Here is a 14,355-nt window from a genome sequence, read left to right on the forward strand (position 1 = left end):
TCGATAAGGTCCGATGTCGTGACCCGCGAACGGTCCAGTTCGCCCGAATCGGGGCTGGACCTGCACTTGGACTGCTCCGGCCGACCGGACAGCGGCGCGCTCGCCGAGGCGTTGCGCGCGGCGATCCGTGACGGGCGGCTCGCCGCGGGCACGCGGGTGCCTTCCACCAGGGCACTCGCCCAGGATCTCGGCATCGCCCGCGGCACCGTCACACGTGCCTACGTCCAGCTCGGCACCGAAGGATTCCTGCTGACCAGGCAGGGTGCACCGACCACCGTCGCCGAGCGGCTCCGCACCGGCGAGCCCCCCGAACCCGCGGCACGTCCGGCTCCGCGCGCACCGCGCTGGGATTTCCGGCCGGGCAGGCCGAACCTGAGCGCCTTCCCGCGCAAGGACTGGCTGGCGGCGAGCCGCCGCACCCTGCGCACCATGCCCGCCGACGAACTCGACTACGGAGACCCGCAAGGCCCGCTCGCGCTGCGGGAGGCGCTCACCCAATACCTGCGGCGCGCGCGAGCCGTGCACACTTCGCCCGATCGACTGATCGTCTGCAACGGCTACAGCGAAGCGTTGTCGCTGATCAGCAGGGTCCTGCACGCGCAAGGCGCCTCCTCGATCGACTTCGAGGACCCCTCGCTGCCGCACCACCGGACCATCGCCGAGGACAACGGGATAACGGTGCACGGAGTCCCCGTCGACGACGGCGGCATCGACGTCTCCGCGCTGCGAAGCCACGCCGCCGTCATCACCCCGGCGCATCAGTTCCCGCTCGGCGTCACCATGCGGGCACAGCGCCGGACCGCACTGATCCGCGACGCCAAAGCCGCCGGCAGGATCATCGTGGAGGACGACTACGACGGGGAATTCCGCTTCGACCGGCAGCCGGTCGGATCCCTGCAAGGCATGGCGCCCGAAACGGTGATCTACGCCGGAACGGCGAGCAAGACCCTCGCCCCGGCGCTGCGGATCGCCTGGTTGGCGCTGCCCGCCCGGCTCGTCGAACCGGTGCGGGAGATGAAGACGCACGGCAGGTACGGGCCGGTGTTCGACCAGCTCGCACTCGCCGAGCTGGTCCGCTCCGGCGCCTACGACCAGCACGTCCGCCGGTCCCGGACGGCGTACCGGGCGCGGCGTGAGCAGCTGCTGCACGGCCTGGACGGCCTCCGGACCCGGCATCGGCGCTACCCGGCGGGCATCTCCGCCGGACTGCACCTGACCTTGCGGCTCGCGTCGGGCGGGCCGGACGAGCCGGAGATCATGGCACGGGCGCGCAGCCGCGGCGTCGAGCTCAAAGCGCTCGGCCCCTGGTGGGTGCAGCCCGGCGAACACCCGCCCGGCGTGGTGATCGGTTACGCCGCTCCCGCCGAACACGCTTTCCGCCCCGCGTTGGAAGCGTTGCTCGACACGCTCGACCCATGACCGCCGACGGCGCGGCGTGCCCCGCTACAGTGCCCTCGCGCGCCGGGCGGCCCCTCCCACCAACACGAACGAGGGGAACTGGTGTTCTATCCTGAGTCCCCGACCGGCGCACATCAAGGAGAAACCGTGGGCGAGCAGGAAGCAGACCAGGTGACCAGCGAAGAGACCCAAACCGAGCAGGCCCCGACGCAGCCGGAGAACGGTACCGCCCCGACCGAGGCGGACGCCGCGCCGACGACGGCGTCCGACGACGCCGCCCCTGCGGACGCGAACGCGACACCGGAGCCCGCGGCGAAGAAGCCCCGCGCCCGCAAGCAGAGCACCGCCAAGAAGACCCGCACGGTCGAACTCACCCTGACCGTGACGGGGACCGCTGAAGGCGAATGGCAGGCCGAGCTGCTGCACTCCGGCAAGCGGGTCGTCCAGGGCCTGCCGGTTCCGGCGGCAGCGGTGTCCAAGGCCGCCGCGGAACTGCACCAGGACATCTCCGAAGCCATCGAGGAGGTCCTGAGCGCCGCTCGGGAACAGCACGAGGCGAAGCTCGCCGAGCTCGAAGCCGAGGTCGAGCGGGTCCGCAAGGCGCTGTCCGAGCTCGAGAGCTGACGACCTTTCCGGTCGGCTGACACGTCCCCGGAACGTCGGCACCCCGATCCGCCCACGGGCGGCGGGCACCGACCATCCGGGGATCCGGGACGGTGGCGGCGCGCAACGCCACCGTCCCGGTCACCGGTCCGTTCCCAGTGATCCGCGCAGGAAGTCGAGGACCCGCGCCACCCGCAGGCCGAGCGCGCACTCCGCCCGACTTCTCCCACTTCAGCGCACGTAGGCCCGCTCGGCGACGGGCCGGACGATGATGCCTCGCTCCGCTTCTGCGGCGATGAACCGGACCTTCGAGGCTCCGCCCGCCGCGCTCCGAACCCCCGGCCGCGGACCACTCGCTCGTGTAATGGCGAACAGGCGTTCGACTCTGGATGATCGGAGTCATGGAACCCAGATCTCGCCGCCACCGCCCGCTCCACCTCGCACCGGCGTGCTCCCCGATGCCGACCGAACAGGTCCGGTCCACGAGCTCGTCGACCGACTGCACCGGGGCTGAACCACCTCCGTCGCACCCGCCGGGGCCTGCCCCGCCTGAATCCCACGCGTACACGGACGCACGCGCCGCCGCGTGCTCGGACGCCGGCCTGATCGCCGCGATCCGCGAATGCGAGTCGCTACGCCACCGCTTCTTGCACGACCAGCTCGTCCTGCTCACCGAGGCGCGCCGCCGCGGCCTGCGGCCGTCCGGCGGCCCGTGGCGGATGTCCCACGACCACGCCGACGCGGAAGGGACACCGACATGATCTCCACGAAGTTGCGGCACGCCCTCGGCTCGGCCGCACGCACGATCTTCGGCGGCGCCGCGAACCTCCCCGAACAGCGGAAGGTCCCCGCTCGAACCCGAGCGGGGACCCTCCGTGCACTGTTCCGCGACCGCGGACCGCGAACCGCGTTACCGGTAGTCGCGACCGAAGTCGTAGTCGTCCAGCGGCACCGCGGCACCGGTGCCCGCGCCGAACACGTCCGGCGTGTAGTAGCCGTCGTCGTAGGACGGGATCGCGTACGCCGCGGCCCGTGCCTCCTCGGTCGGCTGCACCTGGATGTTGCGGTAGCGGTTGATGCCGGTACCGGCCGGGATCAACTTACCGATGATCACGTTCTCCTTCAGGCCGACCAGCTTGTCACTCGCGCCCTCGATCGCGGCGTTCGTGAGGATGCGGGTCGTCTCCTGGAAGGAGGCCGCCGACAGCCAGGACTCGGTGGCCAGCGAGGCCTTCGTGATGCCCATCAGCACCGGACGGCCCGAAGCCGGGTCGCCGCCCTCGGACACCACGCGGCGGTTCTCGCCCTCGAACTGCGAGCGCTCCACCGGGGAACCGGGCAGGAACTCGGTGGCACCCGAGTCGATGATGATGACCCGCCGCAGCATCTGGCGGACGATGACCTCCACGTGCTTGTCGTGGATGCCCACACCCTGCGAGCGGTACACCTCCTGGACCTCGCGGACCAGGTGCAGCTGAGCCTCTCGCGGACCCATCACGCGCAGCACCTCGTGCGGGTCGACCGCACCTTCCAGCAGCTGCTGGCCGACGTCCACGTGGTCGCCGTCCGCGATCTGCCGCTCGGTGCCGTCCACCGAGATCGCCGCGAGCCGCTGCCGCTTGGACAGCTTGTCGTAGACGATCTCTTCGCTGCCGTCGTCCGGGATGACCGTGATCTTCCAGTACCGGTCGTTGTCCTCCATCCGGATCCGGCCGGGGGCGTCGGCGATGGGCGCCTTGCCCTTCGGGACCCGGGCCTCGAACAACTCCGTGACACGCGGAAGACCGGTGGTGATGTCGTCACCGGCGACACCGCCCTGGTGGAACGTACGCATCGTCAGCTGCGTACCGGGCTCACCGATGGACTGGGCGGCGACGATGCCGACGGCCTCGCCGACGTCCACCAGCTTGCCGGTGGCCATCGAACGGCCGTAGCAGACCGCACACACACCGACACCGGACTCGCAGGTCAGCACGCTGCGGACCTTGACCTTGGAGACCTTGGCCCCGAGCAGCTTCTCGATCGCCGGGTCACCCAGGTCGGAACCGCGGGCGAGCACGATGTTGCCGTCCGAGTCCGTGACGTCCTCGGCGGTGGTGCGGGCGTAGATGCTGGTCTCGACGTGCGCGTCGCGCAGCACCGTGCCGTCCGGGAACACCTCGGCGATCGGCATCTTGATGCCGCGCTCGGTACCGCAGTCGGTCTCCCGCACGATGACGTCCTGCGAGACGTCCACCAGACGACGGGTCAGGTAACCCGAGTCGGCGGTACGCAGCGCAGTGTCGGCCAGACCCTTGCGGGCACCGTGGTTGGAGATGAAGTACTCCAGCACGGACAGGCCTTCGCGGTAGTTCGCCTTGATCGGGCGAGGGATGTACTCACCCTTCGGGTTCGACACCAGACCACGCATGCCCGCGAGCTGCACGACCTGGGTCATGTTGCCCGCCGCACCGGACTTCACGATCATGCTGATCGAGTTGTCCTCGGGGAAGTTCTTCTCCATGGCCTCGGCGACCTCGTCCTTGGCCGCCGTCCAGACCTTGACCAGCTCCGCGTTGCGCTCCTGGTAAGACAGCGCACCACGGCGGTAGCGCTTCTCCACCTGCTCGGCGCGCTGCTCGTAGGAGTCGAGGATCTCGCTCTTCTGCGGCGGCACGACCACGTCGGAGATCGACACGGTCACACCGGAACGCGTGGCCCAGTGGAAACCGGCGTCTTTGAGCCGGTCCAGGGTCTGCGCGACCGCGACCATCGGGTACCGCTCGGCGAGGTCGTTGACGATCGCCGCCTGCCGCTTCTTCGGCAGCAGGTCGTTGACGAACGGATAGTCCTCGGGCAGCAGCTCGTTGAAGAACACGCGGCCCAACGTGGTGTCGGCGAGCCACGGCTTGCCCGGCTCCCAGTCCTCCGGCGTGGCCTCCTTGGCGGGCACCACGTCGCGCAACCGGATCCGGATCTTCGCCTGCAACGACAGGCTGCCGCGGTCGAAGGCCATGATGGCCTCGCCGACCGAGGAGTACGCCTGGCCCTCGCCGATGGCACCATCGACCAGCCTGGTCAGGTGGTAGAGGCCGGTGACCATGTCCAGTCGCGGCATCGCCAGCGGACGGCCCGAGGCGGGCGAAAGGATGTTGTTGCTCGAAAGCATCAAGATCCGGGCCTCGGACTGAGCCTCCGACGACAGCGGCAGGTGAACCGCCATCTGGTCACCGTCGAAGTCGGCGTTGAACGCCTCGCACACCAGCGGGTGCAGCTGGATGGCCTTGCCCTCCACCAGCTGCGGCTCGAAGGCCTGAATACCCAGCCGGTGCAGCGTAGGAGCACGGTTGAGCAGCACGGGGTGCTCAGCGATGACCTCTTCCAGCACGTCCCACACCTGCGGGCGCTGGCGCTCCACCATCCGCTTGGCGGACTTGATGTTCTGCGCGTGGTTGAGGTCGACCAGCCGCTTCATCACGAACGGCTTGAACAGCTCGACCGCCATCTCCTTCGGCAGGCCGCACTGGTGCAGCTTCAGCTGCGGGCCGACGACGATGACCGAACGGCCGGAGTAGTCGACGCGCTTACCGAGCAGGTTCTGCCGGAAGCGACCCTGCTTGCCCTTGAGCAGGTCGGACAGCGACTTCAGCGGCCGGTTGCCGGGGCCGGTCACCGGACGTCCGCGGCGGCCGTTGTCGAACAGCGCGTCCACGGACTCCTGCAGCATCCGCTTCTCGTTGTTGACGATGATCTCGGGCGCACCGAGGTCGATCAGTCGCTTGAGGCGGTTGTTGCGGTTGATGACCCGGCGGTACAGGTCGTTCAGGTCCGAGGTGGCGAACCGGCCACCGTCGAGCTGGACCATCGGACGCAGGTCCGGCGGGATCACCGGCACGCAGTTGAGAACCATGCCGCCGGGGTTGTTCCCGGTGGCCTGGAACGCCGCGACGACCTTGAGCCGCTTGAGCGCGCGAAGCTTCTTCTGCCCCTTGCCGGAGCGGATCGTCTCGCGCAGCAGCTCGGCCTCGGCGCCGATGTCGAAGTCCTGCAACAGCGCCTGGATGGACTCGGCACCCATGCCGCCGGTGAAGTACTCGCCGTACCGGTCGTAGAGCTCGCGGTAGAGCATCTCGTCCGAGATCAGCTGACGGGGCTCCAGCTTCGTGAAGGTCTCCCAGATCTCGTCGAGCTTGTCGATGTCGCGCTGCGAACGGTCGCGCAGCTGGCGCATCTCGCGCTCGCCGCCCTCCTTGACCTTCCGCCGCACATCGCTCTTCGCGCCCTCGGCCTCCAGCTCGGCCAGGTCGGCCTCCAGCTTCTGGGCACGGGCCTCGAGGTCCGCGTCCCGCTGGTCGGAGACCCGCTTGCGCTCGACCGTCATCTCGTTCTCGAGCGTCGACAGGTCGTTGTGCCGCATTTCGGTGTTCACCGAGGTGATCACGTAAGCGGCGAAGTAAATGATCTTCTCGAGGTCCTTGGGAGCCAGGTCCAGCAAGTAGCCGAGCCGACTCGGAACACCCTTGAAGTACCAGATGTGGGTCACCGAAGCGGCGAGCTCGATGTGCCCCATCCGCTCGCGGCGCACCTTGGCCCGGGTCACCTCGACGCCGCAGCGCTCACAGATGATGCCCTTGAAGCGGACCCGCTTGTACTTGCCGCAGTAGCATTCCCAGTCCCGAGTCGGACCGAAGATCTTTTCGCAGAAAAGACCGTCCTTCTCCGGCTTCAGGGTTCGGTAGTTGATTGTCTCGGGCTTCTTGACCTCGCCGAACGACCACTGGCGGATGTCGTCGGCCGTGGCGAGGCCGATGCGAAGTTCATCGAAGAAGTTGACGTCCAGCACGTCGGGTCTTCTCCCTTAGTCGAAAGGTCCGGCCGACTACCGGCCGGGAATGCCAGGTTGGGTCGAAGGCCGGTCCGCGGGCAGGCACATGCCCGCGGACCGGCGGCGAAGTCACTGAACGACGTCGTCCACCGAAGGCGACTCGTTGCGGGACAGGTTGATGCCGAGGTTCGCCGCGGCACGCTCCAAGTCCTCGTCGTCCCCGTCGCGCATCTCGATGGCGGCACCGTCGGTCGAGAGCACCTCGACGTTCAGGCACAGCGACTGCAGCTCCTTGAGGAGCACCTTGAACGACTCCGGAATGCCCGGGTCGGGAATGTTCTCGCCCTTGACGATCGCCTCGTAGACCTTCACGCGGCCGATCACGTCGTCGGACTTGATCGTCAGCAGTTCCTGCAGGGTGTACGCGGCACCGTATGCCTGCATGGCCCAGCACTCCATCTCACCGAAGCGCTGGCCACCGAACTGCGCCTTACCGCCCAGCGGCTGCTGGGTGATCATCGAGTACGGGCCGGTCGACCGGGCGTGGATCTTGTCGTCCACCAGGTGCGACAGCTTCAGGATGTACATGTAGCCGAGGGCCACCGGGTACGGGTACGGCTCGCCGCTACGCCCGTCGAACAGCTGCGCCTTGCCGTTGCCCTTGACCATGCGCTCACCATCGCGGTTCGGCAGGGTCGAGCCGAGCAGGCCGGTGATCTCTTCTTCACGAGCACCGTCGAAGACCGGGCTGGCGGTGTTGGTACCCGCCTCGACCTCGTAGAGGTCGGAGGGCAGCCGCCTCGCCCAGTCCGGGTCCCCGTCGATGGACCAGCCCTGCGAGGCGATCCACCCGAGGTGGGTCTCCAGCACCTGGCCGATGTTCATCCGTCGCGGCACACCGTGGGTGTTCAGGATGATGTCGACCGGGGCGCCGTCCTCGGTGAACGGCATGTCCTCGATCGGCAGGATCTTGCCGATGACGCCCTTGTTGCCGTGCCGGCCGGCGAGCTTGTCGCCGTCCTGGATCTTGCGCTTCTGCGCCACGTAGACCCGCACGAGCTCGTTGACGCCGGGGGGCAGCTCGTCGTCCTCGTCGCGGTTGAACACGCGCACGCCGATGACCTTGCCGGTCTCGCCGTGCGGCACCTTCAGCGAGGTGTCGCGAACTTCGCGGGCCTTCTCGCCGAAGATCGCGCGCAGCAGCCGCTCCTCCGGGGTCAGCTCGGTCTCGCCCTTCGGCGTGACCTTGCCGACGAGGATGTCGCCGCCCTGCACCTCGGCACCGATCCGGATGATGCCGCGCTCGTCGAGGTCGGCCAGCACGTCCTCGGAGACGTTCGGGATGTCCCGAGTGATCTCCTCCGCGCCCAGCTTGGTGTCGCGAGCATCGACCTCGTGCTCCTCGATGTGGATCGAGGTGAGCACGTCGTCCTGCACCAGACGCTGGGACAGGATGATCGCGTCTTCGTAGTTGTGCCCCTCCCACGGCATGATGGCCACGCGCAGGTTCTTGCCCAGCGCCATCTCGCCGTTCTGGGTGCACGGCCCGTCCGCGATGACCTGACCGACCTCGACGCGATCGCCTTCGTTCACGATCGGCTTCTGGTTGGTGCAGGTGCCGTGGTTCGAGCGGTTGAACTTCTGCAGCCGGTAGGTGTGGCGGGAGCCGTCGTCGGCCATCACCGTCACGTAGTCGGCGCAGAGCTCTTCGATGACGCCCGCCTTGTCGGCGGTCACCACGTCCCCGGCGTCGACCGCGGCACGGAGCTCCATGCCGGTGCCGACCAGCGGCGACTCGCTGCGCAGCAGCGGCACCGCCTGACGCTGCATGTTCGCACCCATCAGGGCGCGGTTCGCGTCGTCGTGCTCGAGGAACGGGATCATCGCGGTCGCGGCGGAGACCATCTGTCGCGGCGAGACGTCCATGTAGTCGATCTCGGTCGGAGCCAGCAGCTCGACCTCGCCGCCCTTACGGCGGCCCAGGACGCGCTCGTCGAGGAACGTGCCGTCTTCGTCGATCGGCGCGTTCGCCTGCGCCTTGACGTAGCGGTCCTCTTCGTCCGCGGTCAGGTAGTCGATCCGGTCGGTGACCTGGCCGTCGACGACCTTGCGGTACGGCGTCTCGATGAATCCGAACGGGTTGACCCTGGCGAACGTGGCCAGCGAGCCGATCAGGCCGATGTTCGGGCCTTCCGGCGTCTCGATCGGACACATCCGGCCGTAGTGCGACGGGTGGACGTCGCGGACCTCCATGCCGGCGCGCTCCCGGGACAGACCGCCCGGCCCGAGCGCGGAGAGACGACGCTTGTGCGTCAGGCCCGCGATCGGGTTGGTCTGGTCCATGAACTGGGAGAGCTGCGAAGTGCCGAAGAACTCGCGGATCGCCGCCACGACCGGGCGGATGTTGATCAGCGTCTGCGGCGTGATCGCTTCGACGTCCTGAGTGGTCATCCGCTCACGGACGACGCGCTCCATGCGGGACAGGCCGACCCGAACCTGGTTCTGGATCAGCTCGCCGACGGTGCGCAGGCGACGGTTGCCGAAGTGGTCGATGTCGTCGACCTCGACCGGAACCTCCAGGTCGCCCTCGCCCATCGAGGTGTCGCCGGCGTGCAACCGGACGAGGTACTCGATCGTCGTGACGATGTCGTCCTCGGTGAGGACGCCGGAGTCGAACGGCAGCTCGAGGCCCAGCTTCTTGTTGACCTTGTAGCGGCCGACACGAGCCAGGTCGTAGCGCTTCTCCTTGAAGAACAGGTTCTCCAGGAGGGTCTGCGCGCTCTCCTTCGTCGGGGGCTCACCCGGACGCAGCTTGCGGTAGATGTCCAGCAGCGCCTCGTCCTGACCGGCGGTGTGGTCCTTCTCCAGAGTCGCCATCAGCGTCTCGGAGAAGCCGAACCGCTCGCGGATCGCCTCGGCGCTCCAGCCCAGCGCCTTGAGCAGCACGGTAACGGGCTGACGGCGCTTGCGGTCGATGCGAACACCGACGGTGTCGCGCTTGTCGACATCGAACTCCAGCCACGCACCGCGGCTGGGGATGATCTTGACGCTGTAGACGTCCTTGTCGGTCGTCTTGTCGACCGAGCTGTCGAAGTAGACGCCGGGAGAGCGCACGAGCTGGGACACCACGACGCGCTCGGTGCCGTTGATGATGAAGGTGCCCTTGTTGGTCATGACCGGGAAGTCACCCATGAACACCGTCTGGCTCTTGATCTCGCCAGTGGTGTGGTTGGTGAACTCCGCCGTGACGAACAGCGGGGCCGCGTAGGTCATGTCCTTGTCCTTGCACTCGTCAACCGAGGCCTTGACCTCGTCGAAGCGCGGGTCTGTAAAGGACAGGGACATCGATCCGGAGAAGTCCTCAATCGGGGAGATCTCGCTGAGGACCTCTTCCAGGCCACCGACAGGGCTTTCATCGCCGGCGTCGACCCGGCGCTGGAACCAGGTCTCATTGCCGACAAGCCATTCGAAGGACTGGACCTGCAGATCGAGCAGATCAGGTACTTCCAACGGTTCGCGGATGTTCGCGAACGAGACCCGCCTGGGTGCCCCAGCGATCCCCGACGTGTAGTTGGAAGCTGCAGAGACCTTGGTCGCGCGGGAGACTGCCAAGATGCGTCCTTCCGGGACTCTGAACTGGCTACAGCCGCGTCAGGAGGCGTTGGCAACCAGCTAACACGACTGTCAAGGGTGCAATGGCGCCCACGATCCTACGTCCCGTCATGGGGAGAGCGGAAAGAGGGCAGCGCAAAGTAGCAGTCTAGACGCTACGACGCCACCTGTCGAGGGGCCCGCCGACGAACCGTCCCGGAAGCCGTCTGCGGAGCCGCACCTCGCGAGGCCCTGCCCGTGTTGGTGACCAGAGTGAACCCGCCGCAGCCGACAGTCAAGAGATCACGCTCCGATCACCCTCGTGGCGCAAGACACGATCACTCGACGTGATCGACGAAGTCGCCGTTTCGCCTGGTCACAACTCCACTACCCGGTTGTTTCGGCGATTTTCCGCCAGTGTTCGCACAGTCCCGGCAGTAGCTCACCGCACCCGGATTCGTCCGGTTACGACCCCGAAGATGACCTCTGTTCCCCTATGATCCGGAAAGCCGCCAGCGTTGTCGGCCATCTCACGCGACCGGGCTTCGGGCGGGTCGTCCGGCCGGGCGCGGGAGTGGAACACCGCCCACCTGACCTCGCAGGGAGTCGCCGATCGTGCACGGAACGCGTGCTCCGGCAGCAGGCCGTCCGCGGCGCGCGCACGGGCTATTCGGTACCCACGAACATCGGTACGGTGAAACGTCCCGCGACGCCGCGACGCTGATAGTCGTGTGAGCATGCCACAGGAGAATCGGGATGAATGACGATGCGGGTCGGCCGGACGAGCTCGCCGACGGGCAAGCGCGTTCGACCGGGGAACAGCAACGTGCCGGTGCCGGAGCGTCGTGGTTCACCGGGACGGACGGACAATCCGTCCCCACCCAGCCGGCCGCTGATCCGGGACCGTCATCGCCCCAGGGCCGGCCCAACCCGGAGCAGCGCTACGCGGACGCCATCACGGCGATGAACGAGATCATCTCCACGCTCGACTTCGCGCGGCTGCCTTGGGTCACCGAGGTGTTCCGCGCCACCGCGGGAGTGCTCGACGATCGCGATCCGGCGCGCGCCGGGGTGTTGAACAACCTGGGCAGCGCTTCCCAGCTGATGTACCTGAGCAGCAGACAGCTCGGGGATCTGGAAGACGCGGTCAACTACTACCGGGACGCCGCGTCGCAGGCGGACCAGGGCGATCCGGACCTGGTGCTCTACCAGTGCAACCTGGCGTTGGCGCTGACCGAGCTGGCCACCTCGGGCGGTTCGATCGGGCATGCCGAAGAGTCGGTGCGGGCGGCCCGCACCGCCACCGAGCAGACCCCGCGCCGCGATCCGCGCCGGATCATGACCTTGGTCCGGCTGGCGAACGCGTTGAAGACCCACGCCCGGCTCGCCGAGGACCCGCGATCGGACGACCAGTCGATCGACGCGTTCCGGGAGGCGGCCCGCGCCGCCTCCCGCGGCGGCGGCGCCGAGGCGGCGGAGCTGCGGATCAACCTGGGGGCGGCGCTGCTGCGCCGCTACCAGCGCACCGGTTCAGCGCAGGACCTCGACGAGGGCATCACGCACCTTCGACGTGGAGCCGACGGGCTGGCCGACGGTGAACCGCGGCGCAATGCGCTGTGCCACTTGGCCAGCGCCTTGCGGCTGCGCTTCGAACAAGCCGGGGACCTCGCCGACCTGGAGGCCGGGATCGGCGAGCTGATCGGCGTGCTGGGCGTGCTGGGCGCCGGGCACCCGCTGCTCGGACGTGCCCTGGTGCTGCTCGCCGAGTCCACCACGGAGCACGTCGACAGCACCGGAGAACCGGGGCCGCTGCGCCGCACGCTGCGGGCCTACTCGGCGAGCGCGCGCGGGATGGCGCCCGACGATCCGGAGCAGCCGTTCGCGCTGGCCGGATACGGAGCCTTGCTGCGCAGGCATTTTCTGCACGGTGCGGAAACGGACGCGCTGGACACCGCCGTCGCCGCCGGGGAAGCCTCGGCGGAGGTCGCGCAGAACGGCAAGGTGCTGCACTCACTGGCGCTGAGCCTGCTCACCCGGTACGAGAACAGCGCGGACGAAGCCGACCTGGATCGCGCCAAGCAGGTGTGCGAGCAGGCCGCCACCGCCCCCGAGACGGCACAGCACCTGGCGTGGGCGCAGCTGGGCGTGATCTCGGCGCATCGGTTCCGCCGCACCACCCGCACCGCCGAGCTGGAGACCGCCGTCGAATGGTTCGACCGGGCATTGGAGGCGATGGCCGCCGACGCGCCGGAACGGGCCGCGGTCGCGACGCACCTGGGCCGCGCGCTGCAGTCCTTGCACCAGCGGACCGGCCGCCGCCGCTTCTACCGCTGGGCACGACGAGTGCTCGGGGAAGCGGCCGCGCAGACTTCGGCACCGGCCGATCAGCGGCTGCGGGCGGCCAGCTTGAACGGGCGGCTCGCCGCGGGGGCACAGCGGTGGTCGGAGGCGGTGGAATCGTTCACCACGGCCGTCGAGCTGCTGCCGCTGGTGACCCGGGCGAAGCGCGCCGTGGCCTCCCCCGCGATGCAGCAGCGCTGGGCCTTGATCGCCGCCGATGCGGCCGCGTGCGCGGTGGAGAACGGCGAGCCGGAACGGGCCGTGGAACTCCTGGAGCACGGCCGCAACGCGCTGCTGTCGGACTTCCTGCCCGCAGGCGGCGAGCTGGGCGGTCTGCATCGCGATCATCCGGAGTTGGCCGACGAAGCGGTCCGATTGCGCAGGCTGCTGGACCGGCCGCCGGGTGAGCCCGCGTTGACCGACCCGGAGGAGAACACCGCGTTGCGCGCCCGACTGGTCGACGCGTGGGAGGACCTGCTCCGCGAGGTGCGATCCGATCGGGCTCATGCCGGTCACCTGCGATTACAGCCGATCAGCGAGCTCGCCGGAAACGGCGAGGAAGGCTCCGTGGTGCTGGTCAACCTGAGCCGCTACCGCTCCGACGCGTTGATCATGTTCGCCGGCCGGGTGCTGACGGTTCCGCTGCCGGGCGCCGGACCGGATTCCGCGGCCGAGCAGGCGAGGGCCGCACTGGCGGCGACGGACCAACGCGATCAGAGCGCCCTGCTGGAGGCGCTCGACTGGTTGTGGCACAACATCACCCGCCCCGTCCTGGATCGGATGGGATACGTGCGGGAACCGGCCGAGGGGCAGCGCTGGCCGCGCCTGTGGTGGTGCGTGGTGGGCGCGTTGAGCTTCCTTCCGCTGCACGCGGCGGCGTCGAAGGACGGCGCGAGCGCACTGGATCGGGTCGTGTCCTCGTACACGCCGTCGTTGGGCTCGTTGAACGAGACCAGGCGACGCCCGGTGCCGGACGCGGGCCGGGCACTGGTGGCCGCCGACTCGCTGGAACCCGGCGCGCGGGAGTTGCCGCGCGAGAACCAGATCCTCGCCCGGTACTGGCCGGACGCCGAGGTGCTGTCCCCGAGGTCGACGTCGGCCACCGAGGTCCAGCAACTGCTGCCGGGTACCGCGTGGGTCCACGTGTGCGAGCCGAGCGCGCAGTATCCGGCGCAGCCCGCAGCCGGTCTGGTGCTGGATCGCGAGCCACCGCAACGGGGCTTGGGCTTGGTGGAGCTGGGCCAGCTGGGACTGCACCACATCGAGTTCGGTTACCTGGGGCGCTGCTCGACGTTCGTGGACGCCCCGTCGGCCGCGGCGGTACCGCTGGCTCCGGCATTGGGTTTCGCGGGGTTCGCGCACGTCATCGGCAGCCTGTGGGAGGTCGACGAGGACTGCGCGGTGGAGGTGCACTCCGAGGTGTACGAGGCCGTCTTCGGCACCGAGGAGGTCGACACGGGCCGGGCGGCGCTCGCCTTGCACGACGCTGCTCGCCGCCTCCGCGCGGACTTCCCGGCGGCCCCGTCCCGCTGGTCCGCCCACCTGCACGTCGGCCCGTGATGCTTCGCGGCGTGACCGGGGCGGCGGGTCGGGTTCTCAGTCACTAGCAGCCGGGCGAG

At 68.8% G+C, this 14,355-nt stretch carries 6 protein-coding genes; 4 read left to right on the forward strand and 2 right to left on the reverse strand.

The window, feature by feature from the left end; translation table 11 throughout:
* The first annotated feature begins 18 nt into the window (after positions 1–18).
* From pdxR to H2Q94_RS28030, 3 genes are all read left to right on the forward strand, one after another.
* A complete protein-coding gene (gene pdxR / locus H2Q94_RS28020) occupies positions 19–1,419 on the forward strand; it encodes a MocR-like pyridoxine biosynthesis transcription factor PdxR (RefSeq protein WP_243790133.1) in 1,401 nt (466 codons plus the stop codon).
* 126 nt (positions 1,420–1,545) lie between these two features.
* The gene (locus tag H2Q94_RS28025; protein WP_243790134.1) at positions 1,546–2,022 is read left to right on the forward strand and encodes a DUF6319 family protein; all 477 of its coding nucleotides are present in this window, start codon (positions 1,546–1,548) and stop codon (positions 2,020–2,022) included.
* A 380-nt stretch (positions 2,023–2,402) separates the two neighbouring features.
* Positions 2,403–2,762, forward strand: a complete 360-nt coding sequence (locus H2Q94_RS28030; RefSeq protein ID WP_243790135.1) for a hypothetical protein — start codon at positions 2,403–2,405, stop codon at positions 2,760–2,762.
* Positions 2,763–2,911: 149 nt separating this feature from the next.
* Here the strand turns inward: H2Q94_RS28030 and H2Q94_RS28035 are convergent, their stop codons facing one another.
* Positions 2,912–6,823 (reverse strand): DNA-directed RNA polymerase subunit beta', encoded by a 3,912-nt coding sequence (locus tag H2Q94_RS28035; protein WP_243790136.1) that lies wholly within the window; start codon positions 6,821–6,823, stop codon positions 2,912–2,914.
* 111 nt (positions 6,824–6,934) lie between these two features.
* A complete protein-coding gene (rpoB, locus tag H2Q94_RS28040; RefSeq protein WP_243790137.1) occupies positions 6,935–10,417 on the reverse strand; it encodes a DNA-directed RNA polymerase subunit beta in 3,483 nt (1,160 codons plus the stop codon).
* Between the two features lie 735 nt (positions 10,418–11,152).
* Between rpoB and H2Q94_RS28045 the strand changes: the two genes are divergently transcribed.
* Complete coding sequence (locus tag H2Q94_RS28045) at positions 11,153–14,296, forward strand: CHAT domain-containing protein (RefSeq protein ID WP_243790138.1); 3,144 nt, start codon at positions 11,153–11,155, stop codon at positions 14,294–14,296.
* Positions 14,297–14,355 lie beyond the last annotated feature (59 nt).

This window comes from Saccharopolyspora gloriosae (genome assembly GCF_022828475.1).
GTDB lineage: Bacteria > Actinomycetota > Actinomycetes > Mycobacteriales > Pseudonocardiaceae > Saccharopolyspora_C > Saccharopolyspora_C gloriosae_A.